This window comes from Pseudomonas wuhanensis, from assembly GCF_030687395.1.
GTDB classification, from domain to species: Bacteria; Pseudomonadota; Gammaproteobacteria; order Pseudomonadales; family Pseudomonadaceae; genus Aquipseudomonas; species Aquipseudomonas wuhanensis.
Genome location: NZ_CP117430.1, coordinates 1,666,099 through 1,685,356 on the forward strand (window position 1 = coordinate 1,666,099; position 19,258 = coordinate 1,685,356).

21 protein-coding genes are annotated in these 19,258 nt (G+C 58.4%); 8 read left to right on the top strand and 13 right to left on the bottom strand.

The features are described from left to right. A complete protein-coding gene (locus PSH88_RS07645; RefSeq protein ID WP_305426955.1) occupies positions 1-1,638 on the top strand; it encodes an IS481 family transposase in 1,638 nt (545 codons plus the stop codon). Further along, positions 1,628-2,599 (top strand): ExeA family protein, encoded by a 972-nt coding sequence (locus tag PSH88_RS07650; RefSeq protein WP_305425629.1) that lies wholly within the window; start codon positions 1,628-1,630, stop codon positions 2,597-2,599. The genes PSH88_RS07645 and PSH88_RS07650 overlap by 11 nt, the downstream gene beginning before the upstream one ends. Positions 2,600-2,712: 113 nt before the next feature. On the opposite strand, the gene PSH88_RS07655 is transcribed toward PSH88_RS07650, so the two are convergent. From PSH88_RS07655 to PSH88_RS07670, 4 genes are all read right to left on the bottom strand, one after another. Continuing rightward, the gene (locus tag PSH88_RS07655) at positions 2,713-3,123 is read right to left on the bottom strand and encodes a hypothetical protein (RefSeq protein WP_305425630.1); all 411 of its coding nucleotides are present in this window, start codon (positions 3,121-3,123) and stop codon (positions 2,713-2,715) included. Positions 3,124-3,806: 683 nt separating this feature from the next. Continuing rightward, on the bottom strand, positions 3,807-4,067 hold the full coding sequence (locus PSH88_RS07660; protein WP_370694695.1) for a hypothetical protein: 261 nt from the start codon (positions 4,065-4,067) through the stop codon (positions 3,807-3,809). A gap of 105 nt (positions 4,068-4,172) precedes the next feature. Beyond that, entirely contained in the window at positions 4,173-4,445 is a 273-nt protein-coding gene (locus tag PSH88_RS07665; protein WP_129442062.1) for a hypothetical protein, read from the bottom strand. 303 nt (positions 4,446-4,748) lie between these two features. Continuing rightward, on the bottom strand, positions 4,749-5,483 hold the full coding sequence (locus PSH88_RS07670) for a DUF899 domain-containing protein (protein WP_305425632.1): 735 nt from the start codon (positions 5,481-5,483) through the stop codon (positions 4,749-4,751). A 201-nt stretch (positions 5,484-5,684) separates the two neighbouring features. Here PSH88_RS07670 and PSH88_RS07675 point away from each other — a divergent pair, with 201 nt between their 5' ends. Continuing rightward, on the top strand, positions 5,685-6,077 hold the full coding sequence (locus tag PSH88_RS07675; RefSeq protein ID WP_305483501.1) for a transcriptional regulator: 393 nt from the start codon (positions 5,685-5,687) through the stop codon (positions 6,075-6,077). A 188-nt stretch (positions 6,078-6,265) separates the two neighbouring features. On the opposite strand, the gene PSH88_RS07680 is transcribed toward PSH88_RS07675, so the two are convergent. The 4 genes from PSH88_RS07680 to PSH88_RS07695 all read right to left on the bottom strand — a co-directional run bounded on the left by PSH88_RS07680 (position 6,266) and on the right by PSH88_RS07695 (position 8,680). Continuing rightward, the gene (locus tag PSH88_RS07680; protein ID WP_305425633.1) at positions 6,266-7,135 is read right to left on the bottom strand and encodes a DUF6279 family lipoprotein; all 870 of its coding nucleotides are present in this window, start codon (positions 7,133-7,135) and stop codon (positions 6,266-6,268) included. A gap of 77 nt (positions 7,136-7,212) precedes the next feature. After that, a complete protein-coding gene (locus PSH88_RS07685; RefSeq protein WP_305425635.1) occupies positions 7,213-7,929 on the bottom strand; it encodes a TorF family putative porin in 717 nt (238 codons plus the stop codon). A gap of 209 nt (positions 7,930-8,138) precedes the next feature. Beyond that, complete coding sequence (locus PSH88_RS07690) at positions 8,139-8,327, bottom strand: hypothetical protein (RefSeq protein ID WP_017337097.1); 189 nt, start codon at positions 8,325-8,327, stop codon at positions 8,139-8,141. Positions 8,328-8,479: 152 nt separating this feature from the next. Beyond that, complete coding sequence (locus PSH88_RS07695; protein ID WP_305425637.1) at positions 8,480-8,680, bottom strand: hypothetical protein; 201 nt, start codon at positions 8,678-8,680, stop codon at positions 8,480-8,482. Here PSH88_RS07695 and PSH88_RS07700 point away from each other — a divergent pair. From PSH88_RS07700 to PSH88_RS07710, 3 genes are all read left to right on the top strand, one after another. After that, complete coding sequence (locus PSH88_RS07700) at positions 8,679-9,515, top strand: CvfB family protein (protein ID WP_030131899.1); 837 nt, start codon at positions 8,679-8,681, stop codon at positions 9,513-9,515. The genes PSH88_RS07695 and PSH88_RS07700 overlap by 2 nt on opposite strands. A gap of 390 nt (positions 9,516-9,905) precedes the next feature. Further along, positions 9,906-11,351, top strand: a complete 1,446-nt coding sequence (locus PSH88_RS07705) for an NCS1 family nucleobase:cation symporter-1 (RefSeq protein WP_305425639.1) — start codon at positions 9,906-9,908, stop codon at positions 11,349-11,351. Positions 11,352-11,514: 163 nt separating this feature from the next. After that, positions 11,515-12,447, top strand: coding sequence for a DMT family transporter (locus PSH88_RS07710; protein ID WP_305425641.1), 933 nt, complete (start codon positions 11,515-11,517; stop codon positions 12,445-12,447). On the opposite strand, the gene PSH88_RS07715 is transcribed toward PSH88_RS07710, so the two are convergent. Continuing rightward, positions 12,383-13,573 (bottom strand): MFS transporter, encoded by a 1,191-nt coding sequence (locus PSH88_RS07715; RefSeq protein ID WP_305425643.1) that lies wholly within the window; start codon positions 13,571-13,573, stop codon positions 12,383-12,385. The two genes, PSH88_RS07710 and PSH88_RS07715, sit on opposite strands and share 65 nt — an antisense overlap. A 104-nt stretch (positions 13,574-13,677) precedes the next feature. Between PSH88_RS07715 and ptrR the strand changes: the two genes are divergently transcribed. Both ptrR and PSH88_RS07725 read left to right on the top strand, forming a co-directional pair. After that, a complete protein-coding gene (gene ptrR / locus PSH88_RS07720; protein ID WP_305425644.1) occupies positions 13,678-14,571 on the top strand; it encodes a putrescine utilization regulator PtrR in 894 nt (297 codons plus the stop codon). Positions 14,572-14,711: 140 nt separating this feature from the next. Further along, the gene (locus PSH88_RS07725) at positions 14,712-14,840 is read left to right on the top strand and encodes a PA1414 family protein (protein WP_007905120.1); all 129 of its coding nucleotides are present in this window, start codon (positions 14,712-14,714) and stop codon (positions 14,838-14,840) included. 186 nt (positions 14,841-15,026) lie between these two features. On the opposite strand, the gene PSH88_RS07730 is transcribed toward PSH88_RS07725, so the two are convergent. From PSH88_RS07730 to PSH88_RS07745, 4 genes are all read right to left on the bottom strand, one after another. Next, the gene (locus PSH88_RS07730; RefSeq protein WP_305425645.1) at positions 15,027-15,278 is read right to left on the bottom strand and encodes an acyl carrier protein; all 252 of its coding nucleotides are present in this window, start codon (positions 15,276-15,278) and stop codon (positions 15,027-15,029) included. Positions 15,279-15,333: 55 nt separating this feature from the next. Then, the gene (locus PSH88_RS07735; RefSeq protein WP_305425646.1) at positions 15,334-16,059 is read right to left on the bottom strand and encodes an MBL fold metallo-hydrolase; all 726 of its coding nucleotides are present in this window, start codon (positions 16,057-16,059) and stop codon (positions 15,334-15,336) included. A gap of 84 nt (positions 16,060-16,143) precedes the next feature. After that, entirely contained in the window at positions 16,144-17,523 is a 1,380-nt protein-coding gene (locus tag PSH88_RS07740; protein WP_305425647.1) for a sodium:solute symporter family protein, read from the bottom strand. 190 nt (positions 17,524-17,713) lie between these two features. Further along, positions 17,714-19,225, bottom strand: a complete 1,512-nt coding sequence (locus PSH88_RS07745; RefSeq protein ID WP_305425648.1) for a purine-cytosine permease family protein — start codon at positions 19,223-19,225, stop codon at positions 17,714-17,716. Positions 19,226-19,258: the final 33 nt, after the last annotated feature.

Below are 19,258 nucleotides of genomic sequence, written 5' to 3' on the forward strand. Positions count from 1 at the left end.
ATCCCTGACGATTCGCTGACGCAGTTGCGGCAGCGACTTGACCGTTTGCCGAAAAAAAGTCCGGAGCGGACTACCCAGGTGGCCGCGATAGCGCAGTTGTATGGTGTGTCTCCCAGCACCGTGTACCGGGCGCTGAGCCTCATCCATAAACCCCATGCAGCCCACCGGGCCGATCACGGCAAGCCCCGTGTGTTGCAGAAGGCCGAGCTTGAGCGCTACTGCGAGCTGATTGCGGCACTGAAGTTACGCACGACGAACAAGCAGGGGCGACATGTATCAACCCGTCGCGCCATTGAGTTGTTGGAAGACTACGGGGTAGAAACCGAGCAGGGACTGGTCAAAGTACCCAATGGCGTGCTGAGACGTCCGACCATCGACCACTACTTATCCTTGTGGGGACTAGATCAAACTCGCCTGTCGCGACAGCCACCGGCCACCCGTTTTCAAGCGGAAAACAGCAACGACTGTTGGCAGTTTGACCTGTCACCCTCGGACCTGAAGCACATCGACAAACCGGACTGGATCGATCCAAGCAGGGGCATGCCGACGCTGATGCTGTTCAGTGTGGTGGACGACCGCAGTGGCTTGGCTTATCAGGAATACCGCTGTGTATACGGTGAGGACGCGGAGTCTGCGCTGCGCTTCTTGTTCAATGCAATGGCGCCGAAGGCTGACCCGAGCTTTCCATTTCAAGGCCGTCCAAAGATGATCTACCTGGACAACGGCCCGGTCGCCAAGCGCCGAGTCTTCCAGAACGTCATGCAGGCGCTGGGCATTGAATGGCAAACACACATCCCCGCTGGCAAGGATGGAACACGCACCACCGCGCGCTCAAAGGGCAAGGTTGAGCGCCCGTTCCGCACGGTAAAAGAAGCCCACGAGACGCTGTATCACTTCCACAAGCCAGAAACCGAAGCGCAGGCCAACGAATGGCTGATGCGTTACCTGGTGCGCACCTACAACGTGCAGCCCCATCGTAGCGAGCCGCATTCGCGGATTGAGGACTGGCAGTCCAATCTACCCGATGAAGGCATTCGTGAAATGTGTACCTGGGAGCAATTCTGCCGCTTTGCCCGTGAGCCTGAACGGCGCAAGGTGGGTGGTGATGCACGGGTCACGGTTGATGGCACCGCTTTTGAGGTGGGGCCAGACATGGCAGGAGAGTTTGTGGTGTTGCTGTGGGGGCTGTTCGATAACGAACTCTATGCCGAATTCGGCGGTGAGCGATTCGGGCCTTACTATCCCGTGTCCGGACCGATTCCGCTGCATCGGTACCGAGCGTTCAAGCGTGGCAAAGTCGATGAACGATCCGACCGCATCCGTTCACTGGCCGATCAGTTGGGGTTGCCCATCGCTGCGCTGGCCGGTAACGATGTGCGGCTGACGCCTTCTGCTGTTTCGGTGGAACTGCCACGTCTCCCTTTCAATGCCGACGCGCACGAGTATCACTTTCCCAGCGCTATTACCGCCAAGCTTGCCATTGCCGATGAACTCGCGCAGCCCTTATCCAAACTCTCGACCGAGGATCAAGCTTTCATCCACCTGGTGCTGAATGAAACGCTGACACGCCGTGTTGTCCTGGAGCGCATCAGGGTCTATTTCCGCCATAAAAAAGCAGGAGACGAACATGCGGGTTGAAGTGATGCAGCACTATGGGTTGACGTTACCGCTGAGCCAAGCCGGTTATTTTGAGACCGCGCACCATCAGCAACTGATCAAAGACATCAAGGGCGCGATCTTCGAAGGACGTTTGATTGCACTGTGTGGAGTCATCGGCAGTGGTAAAACCGTGATGCTACGTCGCCTTCAACAGGTGATGGAGGCGGAAAAGAAAATCACCGTCTCCAAGTCCTTCGCCATCGAGAAGCACAGCATCAAGCTGGCCACCTTCATCGCTGCGCTTTACTACGATTTGTCCACCGAAAAACAGGTACGCATCCCCACGCAGGGTGAAAAGCGTGAACGTGACTTGCGCGAGCTGGTGAGGAAGAACAAGCGCCCGGTGGCCCTGTTCGTGGATGAAGCCCATGACCTCAATGGTCACACTCTGACCGGGCTTAAGCGCTTGATGGAATTGGTCGAAGACGGCGACGGGCGACTGTCAGTGGTGCTGGCCGGGCATCCCAAACTGCGCAATGACCTGCGTCGTCCGACGATGGAGGAAATCGGTTATCGCACTGACATTTTCTCGCTCGACGGCATCACTGGTAGTCAGCGCGAATACATTCACTGGCTGCTGGAAACCTGCACAGCGGGGAAAGTCGATATTCAATCGATCATAACCGAGGAGGCGATTGATCTGTTGGCCACCAAGTTGCGCACGCCTTTGCAAATTCAATTGCATCTGAGCCTGTCCCTGGAGGCCGGTTACCTGACGGGCGAGAAACCTGTCTCGGCGGAACTGGTTGAGTCGGTGCTGTCGCGTCAACTGGATGACCTGGAACCTACACTGACGCGCCATGGGTACCGCATCAAGGATCTGGTGGAGCAATTCGACGCCAGGCCCAGCGAGATCAAAGCGCTGTTCAACAACATGCTCGAGCCCGCGCGAGCTGGTGAGTTGCGCGACAAAATGCTGGCTGCGGGGTTGCCAATTTAAGTCTTTTCAGTCGCCATTAATGCCGGTTAGCGGGTCCGGATAGACGCAATTAATGTTGCGTCGAAAAACGCGCTGATTGCAGGTCGCTACAGCTATATGCTCTTCAAATGTGCCTATCTACGGCGATTAAACGCGGCACGAAGACTAATCATGTCCATAATATCGCTAATACCATGCTGTTGCGCGGCGTGCTCAACCGAGGCGCCTTGCTGAATGGCCGTTACCGCCACCGCCAAGGTTTCAGCACTGACAGGCGGGTTTTGCTGACGATTAAACGCGGCACGAAGACTAATCATGTCCATAATATCGCTAATACCATGCTGTTGCGCGGCGTGCTCAACCGAGGCGCCTTGCTGAATGGCCGTTACCGCCACCGCCAAGGTTTCAGCACTGACAGGCGGGTTTTGCTGACGATTAAACGCGGCACGAAGACTAATCATGTCCATAATATCGCGAATACCATGCTGTTGCGCGGCGTGCTCAACCGAGGCGCCTTGCTGAATGGCCGTCACCGCCACCGCCAAGGTTTCAGCTCTGACTCTGCTTGGAGCCTGCCAACCACGAGCTGGGGGGCGTACTGGCAGGTGTGCTACTGCTGCCTGAGTAGCTGCTCTCTCTTGAAGAGTATTGTGTACATCCCGCAGTGCATTCGCCAATAGCCGATAGGTCTCCTCGTCTATGTGCCCTCCCTCTGCCCGCTCATCAAGCACTGCCATCGCGTCTGAGGCTTGTGACGGGCTCGTGATCGTACCCCAGTGCTCTCTAGCCTGATCAGCGGTTCTTATCACTAATCGAGCCGGCCCAGACGCCTGGCGCGGGCTGTGTTGGATGGGGCTAGTAGGCGAACCAGAGATGTTGTTTATTCCACTCATTGGTTTAATCCAAGAAAAAAATCTAATCAATGAGTGGCGTTTCGACCTTTTGGGGTTCCATGGATAAGTGTAGTGACCTGCATTCATAAACACACCGACCTGCAATCATCGCGATTTTCAACCGAAATGAGCTGCACCTATCCACCTCCGCAAACCAGCATTAGTTGCGAATGAAGCTACGTCTTCCGACCATCCAACAAACAAAAAACGAGCGTTTGATGGACGGGCCGTCAGTCGCACATAAAGTGAGCACGCGGAAATCGATTGCAAGCACGTGCCGCTGAATGCAAGCACAGTTGCAGTTAATGCGAGCATGGAGACTGCTTCAGTCGCAATTAATCCGAGCCTGAAATAGTGTTGATTGCAAGCATGGCCATTTTCGATTGCAAGCAACTACACTTACTGGCCGTCTCCAGGTCCATCTTCTGCAACTCATCATTGATCTCCTTGGCCTTTGCCGGGTTCTGCTCAGTGATCTTGGCGACTTCCTTGGCCAGTTGTTCGCGCTTGGTGGTGGCTTCCTCGGGAGGGCAGGCCCAAACGGGGAGGGCGCAGGCGAGTGTGATGGCGAGGGTGAGTTTGAGCAGGGCTTTCATAAAGTTGGGCCTCAGTTCCGGATAAGGCGGGTTATCCGGTTGAGGGTTGAAGGGCGGAAAAAGTTCAGTGACAGAAAGGGCGACCCATAGGTCGCCCGTTTTCATTCACTCCGCAGCCTGCGCCCGCAACCGTCTGCCAATGACATCCATCAAATCACAGCCATCGCGTAATGGAATGGCTAGCAGTTTGGAGAAGTCTGAGAGCACCACCGTGTCGCAACCGATTTCGGCACGAAAGGCGATGTTTTCCAGCACTTGGGTGACGGTGCGAATGCGGTAGTCGGCCATGGCTTGCAGGACGTCGAGTGGGGCTTGGGTGTCGATGAGCAGGGACGCCGGGATCAGGTCGATTCCGGTGAGGGGCATGTATCTATTCAATGGTGGAGTCTCTTGTGATTGATGAGAAGACTCTGTTTATCAGGTCGCCAAACCCGGTCGCCTTGTGAGTGACGGGTTGACTATAAAGTTCAGCCCGCCAAAGGTATAGAGCGCTGGATCTGAACTTGATGTAGGGGAAATATCCCGATGAGGTCAGAAAGCCTGAGGCGATTTGCGGATTAATAAACACCGCCAACACCTGTGGGAGCGAGCCTGCTCGCGATAGCGGTGTATCAGTCGACATCAATGTTGAGTGTCAGTCAGCCATCGCGAGCAGGCTCGCTCCCACAAGGGATTGGTAGTCTACCCCCCATGGCAGCAACTGGCCGGTGCCTTGTCCTCATACCGGTCGTGATGCCTCACCCAATCCATGATTTCCTCTTCATTACGCCCCTTGGGCGTGAGGTCGAGGTAGTTGTAAGTGCCGACCAGCAGGTCCAGGCCTCGGGCATAGGTAGAATAGGTGTGGAAAATCTCCCCCGCTTCATTGCGATAAAACACGCTGAGCCCAGGAAGTTCTTCTTCGGCGCCGTCAGATTTTTCGTAGTTGTAGGTAGCCTTTCCGGCGGCGACGTCTTCGGCTCGGGCTGAGACGCCAAAGTCGTAGTTGAAGTCGCAGCCTTCGGACGATACCCAGTCGAATTTCCAGCCCATGCGCTGTTTGAAGGATTGGAATTCGGCGAACGGTGCGTGGGAAACCGCGACCACGGCTACATCGTGATGGGCCAGGTGTTGGTTGGCGCCGTCGATGTGGTCGGACAGGAACGAGCAACCCGGGCAGCCTTCGTCCCAGCCTGCGGCGAACATGAAGTGATAGATGATCAATTGGCTGCGGCCGCCGAACAGGTCGACCAGCTTCAATTCGCCGTTCGGGCCCTGGAAGTGATAATCCTTGTCAATCTTCACCCAGGGCAGGGCGCGGCGTTCGGCGCTGAGTTTGTCTCGTTCCTTGGTGAAGGCTTTTTCGTGTGCCAGGTGTTGTTTGCGGGCGGCGAGCCATTCTTCTCGGGACACGACCGGATGATTCTGAATGTTCATGGTGATTTCTCCTGCATGCTTTGGCGAAAGTCGATCCGCGCAGAGGGGTAAATCGTCTTACATAGCCTAGTCGTTTGGCCTGGGCTCAAATCGACAGGCCGCCGGTCGGTCGGGCGAAATACCTCGGCTGAACGGCTGCCCTCCCTGTCGGTCACAACCTATGAAGGCCATTTCACTCGCGGGCACTGGAGGTTGATCAGGATGACGACTTATAACTGGGATTTGATTGAGCGCTTGCTGCATGAAGTGCAGAACAGCGCCGGCCACAATTTCACTCCACGGCCCTACGCCGAGCAGTATGCGGCGGCGAAAGCTGCCGCGGGGGAGCCGTTTGAGAACCTGGATCACCTGAAAACGGTGGCTGGCGAGTACGAAAAGTTACTGTTGCTACGGGGCTATATCGAACCTCGGCCAGAAGATCAGGGTGGCAATGGCGAGAACTACATTTTGACGCCTCGGGGTTCGAGTTTGTTGAGCCTGATCGACAGCAGCATTCCGGGGAATGAGCATCCGCGGCAGGTGCTGGATGAACAGGAGGATGCGCTGGATGAATTGACGTTTGATGAGGTGGCGTCGAAGGCGCAGATTGCCTGATACCGTAAAAAGCTTCGCGGGCAAGCCTCGCTCCCACAGGTTTTGTGTCGTTCACAAAATGTGTGAACGACGCTTACCTGTGGGAGCGAGGCTTGCCCGCGAATGCGGTGTGACATTCGACAAAGATTTTGAATGTTAAACCGCATTCGCGAGCAAGCCCGCTCCCACATGGGATTGTGGTGGGGCGATTAACCCTGCCGCGTCGCCTTCAGGCATTTCAAATCAGTGAAATCCTTACGCACGCCTTCAATCTTCTTCAGCAACTGCTCACGCTGAACCGGCGTGCTCTCGGCCATCACGTCCACCAACAGCGCCCGAGCCTGGGCTTCGGTGTTGGCGAAGGCCTCGCGGTAAGCGGGCGTCCACAAGCTCTCGCGATTCACCAGAAGTGTCTCGATTCGCTGTGGGAATTCTGGGCTCTGCCGTTGCGCGACTGCCGCGCTGAATTGCTGTTGCCAATGGGCGCGGTTGCCAATCCATTGTTTGTTCTGATCACCCAGGGCATTCGACCAGGCCACTACCCGTTGCTGTTGGGTTGGGCTGAGCGGGCCGAGCCAGACATTCAGGCGTTTCTCCATGCGCTTGCTCCGCGCGCTGATCTGTTGCTCCAGCGACGGTTTTAGGTAGGCCTCCTGGCGTTTGCGCTGGTCCTTGGCGAAGGCATCGTTCATTTCCGCGACTTGCTTGTCATCAAGGCCCTGCAACAGCTCGATGGCCGACGGGGTGATTGCCCGGGCGGTTTCGGCGATGGCCTGTTTGGCTTCCTGGGTGCGGGTTTGCAGTGCGACGTCGGTGATCTGGTTGGCTTCGACCATGGCCTGTAAGCGATCCAGCCAGTCGAGGTAACCAGGCAATTGCGTGGTGCAGTGCCAGCTCAGGTGTTCTTTGAGGCGTTCGTTGAACCAGTCTTTTTGCTCGTGGTTCATGTCCAGATAGTCGCTGAGCGTCCAGGGAATGATCACGTCGAGATTGCGGTAAGCCAGCCCCACGCGGCTGCACGCGGCGACGGTAAGGCTGAGGGTGATGATGACGCCGATCTGTTTCCACCAGTGCGACATGGCGAGTCCTTGCGAAGACCTGGTTTCTTTAAGGGTTCTCTTGTGTGATCGCGGGATGAACCCGGCGGTTCAGCCGATTAATAGAAACTGTGTGCAGCCTTGAGCGTGACCAGGCCGTCGCACTCGGTGTTGTGGCCGGAATAGGCGGAGCAATCACTGCCGCTCAGGTTTGAATCACTGTAGATCAAGTCCAGATCGATGCCCATGAACGGCCGGGACAATTTCACTGACCAGTCGGTAAAACTGCCTACATACCCATCGTCGACGGATACTGGTGTGTTGAGTTGGTGGGTGGTGTATTTCAGGCTGATCCCGATGCCGAACGGCTGATTGCCACTGAGGTCGGCGAACAGGGTGCTGTTCTGTTTGTCCGGGTCGTTGCTGAAGGCCGCGCCGAAGCGACTGCCCAGCAGGGTCAGGCCGCCGAACAGCTCCTGGCTGTCGAGGGTGTCCGCTTTCGGGTAGCTGTAATGGATCATGCCCACTTCGTAGCCGAGGGAGTGATCGAAAGGCTGTTTAAAGCCCATGTAGGAATCGACTTCAAGGTTGCTCGACGGGCTCAGTCCCATGCTGGGGGACCATTGACCCACGTAGAAGCCGCTGTCGTGACTCAGGTCGAGGCCACCATGGAACGAGCCGGACGTCGAGGGCTTAACCAGACCTTGGGCCATGCTGCGGCTGGGGGTGGTCGCGAGCTTGAGATCGAAGTCGCCCAGTTCGCGCTGGAAGACTTGCGCCTGGGCGACCGAATACCACAGCAGGCTGCCGAGCAGGAAAAGAGAGGGCTTGAACATGCGTCACTCCATGAACAGCGAGGAGCAGGTGCTGAAAACCTGCTGAAACGCTTGATCCAGACACGTGCAAGCATACCGACGAATGTTCGGCATCGAGGGCCGTTCGTCGATTTTTGAAATATTGATTTGTTTTATGGGGTATTGCGGGAGGGTTCCAGTCCAAGCGCTTCGAAGCTCAAAGCGCTTAGGGACCAGTTAACGCGGGGGAATTACTTCTTGCCCAGCGTGATCTGCTTGGACGGGCCGAACGTCTGGCCGCTGACGCCTTTGGCAATTTGCTGGATCTCGCCGCCAGACTTCAGGAACGCAGCGATCTGGTTGTTGATCGATTCGCTGGTTTCAACGGCTGGAGCTGGCTTTGCTTTGCTGTTGGATGCTTTTACACGCATGGCGGCCATTAACCTGTAGAAATTAACTTGGCCAGGCATCGTACAGGAAATACTTGACAATTGCTTGGTAAATATCCTCCCGAAATACACATTGGAGCAACGCAATTTATCGCAAGTTATTATTCGCAATGTTCCCCTAAGCTGCTGTTTTAACTAAGAACTCAAGTGAGGATAAAGCGCTTTTGGGATGGGCTGGCGAGGGGGAGGAACAGCCGAACGGCCTGACGAGCGGCCAAATGCACGCGGCAAAACCCAGGAAAATTAAGGCCTTCGACGGATTTTCTTGCGCCATCGGGCCGGCCGCCGAACGCCGCCCGCAAAACCGGGTAGAATGCCGCCCACGCAATGAGGGTATTGGACATGGCTTTAGTCGGGCGCTACAACAGTTTGCAAGTGGTTAAACACACTAACTTCGGTTTATATCTGGACGGTGGCGCGGATGGCGAAATCCTTCTGCCTAATCGTTATATCCCCAAAGATATTCCCAGCGAAGATGAAGACTGGCTCAACGTTTTTATTTATCTGGACAGCGATGACAAACTTATCGCTACCACCGAAAAGCCGAAAGTTCAGGTCGGTGAATTTGCCAGTTTGAAAGTCGTTGAAGTCAACAGCATCGGCGTGTTCCTGGATTGGGGTTTGCCGAAGGATCTGCTGCTGCCGTATTCCGAAGAAAAGCGCCAGATGACGGCCGGCGAGTATGTCGTGGTGCATGTCTACCTCGACAAACACACGCGACGCATCACCGCGACGGCGCGTCTGGACCGCTACCTGGACAAGACCCCGGCCAACTACACTCCTGGCCAGGAAGTTGATTTGCTGGTGGCCGAAGCGACCGATATGGGCTTCAAGGCAATCATCAACAACAAGCATTGGGGCCTGATCCACAAGAACGAAATCTTCAAGTTCATGCGCGCCGGTAAAGAAGAGAAGGGCTTTATCAAAGAAGTCCGCGCCGACGGCAAGATCAGCCTGAGCCTGCAACCGGTGGGCGAAGAAGCCGCCACCAGTCTGAACTCGAAGATTCTCGCCAAGTTGCGCGACAACAACGGCACCCTGCCAGTCAGCGACAAGAGCGACCCGACCCTGATCAGCAGTATGTTCGGCGTCAGCAAGGGCAACTTCAAAAAGGCCATCGGTGCGTTGTACAAGAACGGCCAGATCGTCATTCACGCTGATCGTATCGAACTCAGCTGACCTTACACCGGCCCCTGTAAGAGCTGCCGCAGGTTGCGATCTTTTGACTCGCAGCCTGCGGTAAGCGTCGGGCGCAAACTCCTCGGTTCACCACAAATCCAATGTGGGCCTGCTCGCGATTGACTGCGCAGCAGTCATCCATCTCTGTTGTATACATAAAACCCTGCACCGTTTGCAGGCGCTGACGCCCTGTTCATGGGCATTACCACCCCCTCTACGTCCTAAATGCTTTGCTCTGAACAGAGTTTAAAGGCTGATCTGTCACACCTTTAGTTCGTATGGCACGCATTCTGCGTAGCAACTCGTATACAAACCATGCCAGCTCCCGTACGCAGTGTGGTCGCCACATCAATCTCGGGGGCCGCGCCTGTACTTTCGAGGAGCCCTGCGATGACCGAGCAATTGCCCAACGGCTACAGCCCACGCCTGTATAACCAGGACCTGGGGCCGCTGCCGCAGAAATGGAATTGGTACAACATCTTTGCCTTCTGGATGAGTGACGTACACAGCGTCGGTGGCTATGTGTTCGCCGCCAGTTTGTTTGCGCTGGGGCTGGCCAGTTGGCAGGTGTTGATTGCCTTGCTGGGCGGGATTTGCATCGTGCAGTTGATTGCCAACCTAGTGGCTAAACCGAGCCAACAGGCGGCGGTGCCGTATCCGGTGATCTGCCGACTGGCGTTCGGGGTGTTCGGGGCGAATATTCCTGCGGTCATTCGCGGCCTGATCGCGGTGGCCTGGTACGGGATTCAGACGTACCTGGCGTCCAGTGCCCTGATCATCGTCGTGCTGCGGTTTTTCCCTTCAATGGCGGCCTACGCCGAACCGCACTTTGCCGGTTTGTCCTACCTTGGCTGGTTCGGTTTCCTCAGCCTGTGGTTCGTCCAGGCGCTGGTGTTCTGGACTGGCATGGAGTCGATCCGCCGCTTCATCGACTGGGCCGGCCCGGTGGTCTACGGCGTGATGTTCCTGCTCGCCGGCTGGATCGTCTGGCAGGCCGGCTGGAGCAACATCAGTTTCACTCTCGCGGAAAAGTCTCTGTCTGGCTGGGAAGCCTTCGGCCAAGTGATCGTGGCAACGGCGTTGGTGGTGTCGTACTTTTCCGGTCCGACCCTGAACTTCGGCGATTTCAGTCGCTACTGCCGCAGCATGAACGACGTGCGACGCGGCAATTTCTGGGGCTTGCCGGTGAATTTTCTGGCGTTCTCACTGGTGACCGTGGTGATCGTTTCCGGCACCTTGCCGGTGTTCGGTGAAATGCTTCACGACCCGATCGCCACCGTGGCGCGCATCGACAACAGCGTGGCGGTGCTGCTTGGCGCCTTTGCCTTCGTTACGGCGACCATTGGTATCAATATCGTCGCCAATTTCGTGTCCCCGGCGTTCGACTTCGCCAACGTCGCCCCGAGCAAAATCAGCTGGCGCGCCGGCGGCATGATCGCCGCCGTGGCTTCGATTTTCATCACCCCGTGGAACCTGTTCAACAACCCCGAAGTGATTCACTACACCCTCGACGTGCTGGCGGCATTCATCGGGCCGCTGTTCGGGATTCTGCTGGTGGATTACTACCTGATCAAAAAACAGCAGATCGACGTCGATGCACTGTTCAACGACGGCCCGAGCGGGCGTTATTACTACAGCGGCGGGGTTAACTGGACGGCGGTCAAGGCGTTGATTCCGGCCACCCTGATGGGCGTAGCGATCACGTTCATTCCAGTCCTGCAGCCGATGGCCAACTTCGCTTGGTTTACCGGCTGCTTCCTTGGCGGCGCCCTGTTTTTCGCGCTGGCCAAGCGCGAGCAGGCACAGCAGTCGGCGGCGCTGGTCATAGCGGGATGACGCAAGCGGCGATTTAAAGGTCTTTTGCAGACACCTTTTTCTGTCCATCTGGTTAATAATCGACGGCATAATTTTTCGCCCCGGCACTCTGCTCAGCCAGAAGGCCGGGGCTTTGCTTTTACTGTCGAGTCACTGCCATGGATTGTGTTGTCGAGGTGTTTCGGTGAGCGCCACCCGGCGTAGCGCCGATGGATTTGCCCTGCAAGTGATGGTCGGGCTGTGCCTGATCTGGGGCGTGCAACAGGTGATGATCAAATGGGCCGCGCCCGACATCGCGCCGGTCATGCAAGCGGCGGGGCGGTCGGGTATTTCCGCGTTGCTCGTAGGATTGTTGATCTGCTGGAAGGGCGGTTGGGATCAGGTCGGTACTACCTGGCGCGGCGGCTTGCTGGCGGGAGCGTTGTTTGGTCTGGAGTTCTTCTTCATAGCCGAAGGCCTGCAATTGACCACGGCGGCGCACATGTCGGTGTTCCTCTACACCGCGCCGATTTTCACCGCGTTGGGCGTGCATTGGCTGCTGCCGAGTGAGCGTTTAAGACCGGTGCAGTGGCTGGGGATTTTTCTTGCCTTCGTCGGCATTGCCGTTGCGTTTGCCGGTGGTGTGTCGTGGGACAACCTCGACCACCGCATGCTGATGGGCGATGCGTTGGGCGTGCTGGCCGGCGCCTCATGGGGCGCAACCACCGTGGTGGTGCGCGCCTCGCGTCTGTCGGAAGCGCCGGTGACCCTGACGCTGTTTTATCAACTGATCGTCGGCTTCGTCGGCCTGCTGTTGATCGCGATCCTCAGCGGGCAGGTCACCCATGTCAGCCTGACCACTGTTGCCGTGGCCAGTGTGTTGTTCCAAGGGTTGGTGGTGTCGTTCTTCAGTTACCTGACCTGGTTCTGGCTGCTGCGCCGTTATCTGGCGGCGAACCTGGCGGTGTTTTCGTTCATGACGCCGCTGTTCGGCGTCACGTTCGGCGTGGTGCTGCTGGGCGAAGAACTGAGCCTAAACTTTGTGATCGGCGCGGTGCTGGTTCTGCTCGGAATCACTTTTGTGAGTGCAGAACAGTGGGTCCGCCGTCGTTTGCGCAAAGCACTTGGGCAACCCTGACCGGGCGTAGCAACAGGGCTCCTGCGATGAGCAAACCGCTGCCGGCGATCACCAGCGCGGGTTGCAAGCCCCCGCTGAAATGACTGCTCAGCGCGGCCAGCAACGGCCCGCTGAGCTGACCCACGGCGAAGCACGCAGTCAGCAGCCCGGCGTTGCGCTGGGTGGCATGGGGCGCCAGTTCCCGGGAGCGCTGCATCACCAGTTGCATGCAGGCCAGGAACGGCCCGCCACACAGGATCACCCCCAGCGCCAGGCCGACACCGCTGCCCAACAGGCAAGCAAACACCCCGGCGGCTTGCAGCCACAGCGTTGCCATCAGCCAATGGCGAGTGGCATTCGGGTTGTGCCGACGCAGGCTCACCAACACCACCCCGATTGCTGCCGCCAGGCCGAAGCATGGCCAGAACAGATCGGCTTGCCATTGCCCATGGAACTGCGCGCTGGCCATTTGCGAGAGGAAAGTGGCCGGGATGATGTAGCCCAAACCGTACAGACCATAAATCACCGGTAAACGTCCGACACCTTGGGTGCCCGATGTAACGGCAAGCGGTGTCGCAGAGGAAGGGCCGGCCGGCTGCGGCAGGAACGGCAGAATCCCCAGCAGCATGACCAGCCCGACACCGGCATACACCAGCCACAAGGTCGCGGACGTCTGCCCCAGCAGGTTTGAGCCCAAGGCCAATAACCCTGTCAGAAAAATCCCCAGACCCGGTCCGGCAAACACCAAGGCGCCGAGTCGCGGACGACCGGCCGCCGCTGCCAGCGGTTGGCTCAATGCGGTAATCATCACCAATACCCAGGCGCTGGCCACGCCGGTGCCGAAACGCAGCACCAGATGCGACCAGAACCCGTCGGCCCAGAACGAGGCCAGGGTCAGCAAAACACAAAGCCACAAACCGCCGAGCAGGCGCCGACGAACCTGGTCGGGGCGCCGGGCGAACATCGCGTCCACCGCGCCGACGAAGTAGCCGAGGTAGTTGGCGGCGGCAATCAGACCAGCGGCAGTCAGGTCGATCTGACCTTCGCTGAGCAAGTGGGGCAGTTGCGGCGTCAGGGCGAAACGCCCGATGCCCATGGCCATCATCAGGGCGATAAAGCTGGCGGTTAAGCGAATCAGAGGGGACATGGTCTGAGTTCCGTTTCGAGGATCAATGACCGTCAGGCTAGGACTGATTGACTTTCTTTAAAAATGAATAATAGTGAGAAACTTGTTCTGATTTGGAGAATGGCGTGGAATTCAGCCAATTGCGGATCTTCCAGGCGGTGGCGGAGGAGGGCTCCATTACCCGCGCTGCTGAACGCCTGCATCGTGTGCCATCCAACCTGTCGACCCGGCTCAAGCAGCTCGAAGAGCAACTCGGTGTCGAACTGTTCGTACGCGAGCGTCAGCGTTTGCAGTTGTCACCTGCGGGAAAAGTCCTCTTGGACTACACCGCCAAGCTGTTCGCCTTGCACGACGAGGCCCACGCGGCGGTGCAGGGCGGGCAACCGGCCGGGGATTTTGTCCTTGGCACCATGTACAGCACCGCTGCGATTCACCTGCCAGAGCTGTTGGCGCGTTATCACCGCCGCTATCCGGCGGTGAACCTGCAAGTGCAATCGGGACCCAGCGGCGAATTGCTCGAAGGTCTGCTCACCGGACGCCTCGATGCGGCGCTGGTGGACGGCCCGCTGGAACTGGCCGGGCTCGATGGCGTGCCGTTGTGCGACGAACGGCTGGTGCTGATCAGCGAGGCCGATCATCCGCCGGTACGCAGCGCGCTGGATGTCGAAGGACGTTCGGTGTTTACGTTTCGGCAGGGCTGTTCCTATCGGATGCGTCTGGAAGCCTGGTTCGCCCATGATCACGCGGCCATGGGCCGGGCGATGGAGATCGAGTCTTATCCGGGAATGCTCGCCTGCGTGATCGCCGGCTCCGGCGTAGCGCTGATGTCGGAGTCGATGCTCGCCAGCCTGCCGGGGCGCGAAAGTGTGGCAGTGCACCCGTTGGCCGAGCCGTTCGCCAGCGCGACCACTTGGCTGATGTGGCGCAAGGGCATGGTCGGCGCCAACCTGAATGCATGGATCGAGCAGCAGCAGGCGGTGTATCCGTCGGCAGCGATTCAGGCCCAGGCATTTGCTTGAACGAACGTCCAAGGATTTGGATCAATTCAGTAACAGATCATTGCGATGTTGGACGAGCATTGCGTAGGACTTCGGACTATTATCAGTGCGAAGGGGCTACAGAACTTCGGCCGCTCGGCACGACCCTGAAGGGGGGCATCATGAAAGAGAAAATCCAAAACTGGCTGCATGACCTGGGTGTCGCACTCGGTTTGATCGAACCGCCTCTGCAACCCATACCAATTCGCACTGACGACGAACAACGTCGCCGCCAGCAGCGCCGCCGGTAAGTCTGGCAAATCACCTGTGGCGAGGGAGCTTGCTCCCGCTGGGGCGCGTATCGGCCCCATTCATCGCCACTCAGGTGGGTCAGGTTGAGCGCGAGTGCAGCTTGCGATTGCTGCGCAATCGAGCGGGAGCAAGCTCCCTCGCCACAGAGGTTCATTCGGTCCATCGGATGTATTTAGCAATCCGTTTCAATACCGCCCGATCTCAATCAAAAACCGGCTCAAGTCGTCGACGGTCGTCGCGGTCTTGAGCATCCGGTCTTCTTCGGCGGTAGATGCCGTCAAACCCAGCTGATCCTCCAGATGGAAGATCAGTTCTTCAATATCTTCTCTATCCAACCCCAACTGCACTAGATGAGTGTTGTCGTCGAAGTCATCCCGGCCCTCCAGCAGGCGGCTGATGAAGTGGTGCACGGCTGTACGAACGGCGTCTCTGGTCATGGTTGTTCTTCGAGGGCGTTATTGTTGTTGTCCCTGGTGCTGAGTACAGCAGGCTTCAGGCGTGCCGACGCTGCCACTCGTCTATCATCTTGCGCAAATACTCCCCGGAAAAACTCCCGAAATGCCCGCCGTGCACCGTGCGGATCGGCAGCGCGCGCAAGCGTTGCAGGCTGCGGGCGTAGTCGTCGAGGTTGGAGTGGTAGGCGTTTTCGATCAGTGGCCCGTCGTAAATGATGTCGCCGCTGAACAGGGTTTCGGTCGCCGCCTCAAACAGGCTGATGCCGCCCGGTGAATGCCCTGGCGTGTGCAGCACTTGCAGGACTCGATTACCGAGATCGAGCACGTCGCCTTCTTCGATCAAACCCGTGGCCGGTGCGGCTTTGACTTGGTATTCGGCGTAGCACAACGGGCAGTCGGGGTGAGCCTCGAACATGTCATCACCGACGAAAGCCTTGCTCAGGGTGTTGTCGCCGTCGGGTTCGGCAAGGATCTGTGCTTCGGCCGGGTGTACCAGCCGTTCGGGGAATTCGTGATGCCCGGCGATGTGGTCGAAGTGGCAATGGCTGGCCACCGCCACCAGTGGTCGTTCGGTGATCCACGGCAACTGCTCGCGCAGGCTGACCAGCCCGGAACCGCTGTCCAGCAGCAAATCCTTGTCACGCCCCTGAATGTGCCAGAGGTTGCAGCGGTAAAAAGGCCGAATGTAAGGCTCGTGAATCAGGCGTATACCGTCGCTGAACTGTTTGACCTCGAACCACTGATCGCGGCTGACGATCTTCATAAGTGATTCTCCAGACGAAAAAAAACGGGTGTGGCAACCGACGCCACACCCGTCGAAGAAAGCATCAAGTCGTCATGTTTAAGCTTAGGCGGCGCTCGCCACCGGTGCCGGGCGACGGGACAGCAAGCTGACCAGCACGAAGCTCACCAGACCAACGCCCAGGCTGTAGTAGATCGGGGTGTTGGCGTCCATACCATCCTTGACCATGAACAGCAGCGCGGTGGCGAAGCCCATGCCCATGCTGGCGATAGCGCCGGCGGTGGTTGCGCGTTTCCAGAAGATTGCACCGATCAGCGGGATCAGCATGCCGCCCACCAACAGGTTGTAGGCCAGGGTCAGGGCGCTGATCACGTCGTTCACCACCAGCGCGATACCCAGCACGGCGATGCCGGTCAGCAGGGTGAACAGGCGGTTGATACCCAGACTCGACTGTTTACCGCCGCGCAGTTTCGGCAGCAGGTCTTCGGTCAGGGTGGTGGCGGCGGCGAGCAGGCCGGCGCTGGCGGTGGACATCATGGCGGCCAGTGCCGCAGCGATTACCAGGCCACGGATACCGTCCGGCAGGGACAGTTTGACGATGGCCGCAAAGGCATTGTTGACGTTGTCCAGGTCCGGGATCAGTACATGAGCGGCCATGCCGATCAGGGCGCAGGCCAGTCCGTAAAGGATGCAGTAGAAGCCTGCGAATGTACCGGCGACCTGAGCCACTTTGGCGCTTTTGACGGTGAACACACGCTGCCAGATGTCTTGGCCGATCAGGATCCCGAAGAAGTAGATCATGAAGTAGGTGATGATGGTGTCCCAGCCAATCGTGGTGAAGCTGAAGGCGGTTGCCGGCAGCTTCAACACCAATTCATCCCAACCACCGACGCGGTACAGGCAGATTGGCAACAGGATGAACATCAGGCCCACGGTCTTGATGATGAACTGGACGATGTCGGTCAGGGTCAGGGACCACATGCCACCGATCGCGGAATAAATCACCACCACGCCACCGCCGACCAATACCGACAGCCAGAACGGCAGGTCGAACAGCACTTGCAACACGGTGCCAATGGCCAGGATCGAGACCACGCCGATCATCAGCGCATACGCCAGCATGATCACCGCGCTCGCGGTGCGGGCCATCGGGTTATAGCGTTTCTCCAGTACCTGGGTAACGGTGTAGATTTTCAGTTTCAGCAGCGGTTTGGCGAGGAACAGGTTCAGCGCCACGATCCCGCAACCGAGGGCTGCGCAGAGCCAGAAACCGGAGATGCCATGGACGTAGCCCAGGCGCACGGTGCCGACGGTAGATGCGCCGCCCAGAACGGTAGCAGCCATGGTGCCCATGTACAGGCTCGGGCCGAGGTTGCGACCGGCGACCAAAAAGTCTTCGTTGGTCTTGGCCTTGCGCATGCCGTAGTAGCCGAGTATCAGCATCGCGGCGGCGTAGATGAGTACGACGAATAAATCCAAAGCCATGATGGCGTGTCTCCGATTGTCTTTTTTATGGTGAGGCGAAAATCAATCTTTGTGGGAGTACCAATTCCTGTGGGAGCGTGGCTTGCCCGCGATGGGAGCGCCGCGATCTGTCAGGCGGACCGCGTCATCGTTCATCGCGGGCAAGCCTCGCTCCCACAGGTAATGCGTTGACCACAGCTAATGCGTTGAATCAGGCGGCCTGTCGAATCGCCGGTTTACCGAGCGAATCCGTGCCCTTGCTGCGTGCATCATTCGGCCCGAACACCGCAGCCGGTTCCGGGAACAGGCTCAGCAGCGTCAGGTACACCAGCGAGGCCAGGCCGAGGGTCACCGGCAGGCTGATGTCGATGCCGCCCGCCAGATTCCCGAGTGGCCCGACAAACTGCCCCGGCAGGTTCACGAAGCACAAACCCACCAGCGCACTCGGGATCCAGGCACCCAGGCCACGCCAGTTCCAGCCGTGGGTGAACCAGTAGCGGCCACCTTTCTCGCCGCGGGTGAACACTTGCAGGTCGTCCGGGCAGTAGAAGCCGCGACGCACCAGCAGGCCGATGATCATGATCACCATCCACGGAGTGGTGCAGGTGATGATCAGCACGGCGAAGGTCGACACGCTCTGCACCAGGTTCGCCGCAAAGCGCCCGATGAAGATGAAAGCAATCGACATCACGCCAATCAGCAGCGTGGCCTTGACCCGCGACAGCACCCTCGGGAACACGCTGGACATGTCCAGCCCGGTGCCATACAGCGAGGTGGTGCCGGTGGACATGCCGCCGATCACCGCAATCAGGCACACCGGCAGGAAGAACCAGCTCGGCGACACCGCCAGCAGACCGCCGACGTAGTTGTTGGCCGCGATGTAGTCCGGTGCCTTGATCGCGACGATGGTGGCGGTGGCGAGGCCGAACAGGAACGGGATGAAGGTGGCGACCTGCGAGATCACCACGGCAGCCATGATCCGGCGCTTGGAGGTGTCACGCGGGATGTAGCGCGACCAGTCGCCGAGGAACGCCCCGAAGGAAATCGGGTTGCTCATCGCTACCAGGGCCGCGCCGATGAAGGCCGCCCAGAAACCCGGTTGACCAACGCTGACGCTGCCGGCGTAGTTCACATCGAAAGGACCGGCGAAGGCGAAGATGCCCAACAGGAACAACAGGCTGGCGCTCCACACGGCGATCTTGTTGACCCACAGCAGGAAGCGGAAACCGTAGATGCACACCGTCAGCACCAGGATCGCGAACAGGCCGTAGGCCAGGCCCAGGGTCAGGTCGGTTTCCGGCAAGCCGATCAGGCGTTTGGCGCCACCGATCAACGCATCACCCGAGCTCCACACCGAGAGCGAGAAAAAGGCGATGGCAGTCAGTAGCGACAGGAACGAACCGACGATCCGCCCATGCACGCCGAAGTGCGCACCGGACGACACGGCGTTGTTGGTGCCATTGAGCGGCCCGAACAGGCCCATCGGCGCAAGGATCAGCGAACCCAGCAACACGCCCAGCACAATCGCCCAGACGCCCGCCTGAAAAGACAGGCCGAACAGTACCGGGAAGCTGCCGAGCACGGCGGTGGCAAAGGTATTCGAACCGCCGAAGATCATCCGGAACAAGTCCGTCGGGCCTGCGGTGCGTTCGTTGTCCGGGATCTGTTCGACCCCGTAGGTTTCGATTTGCGTAAGGCTTTGGTCTTTGTTGTTGTTATTCATGATCTGCTCCGATCATAAAGGCGCGCTCATCGT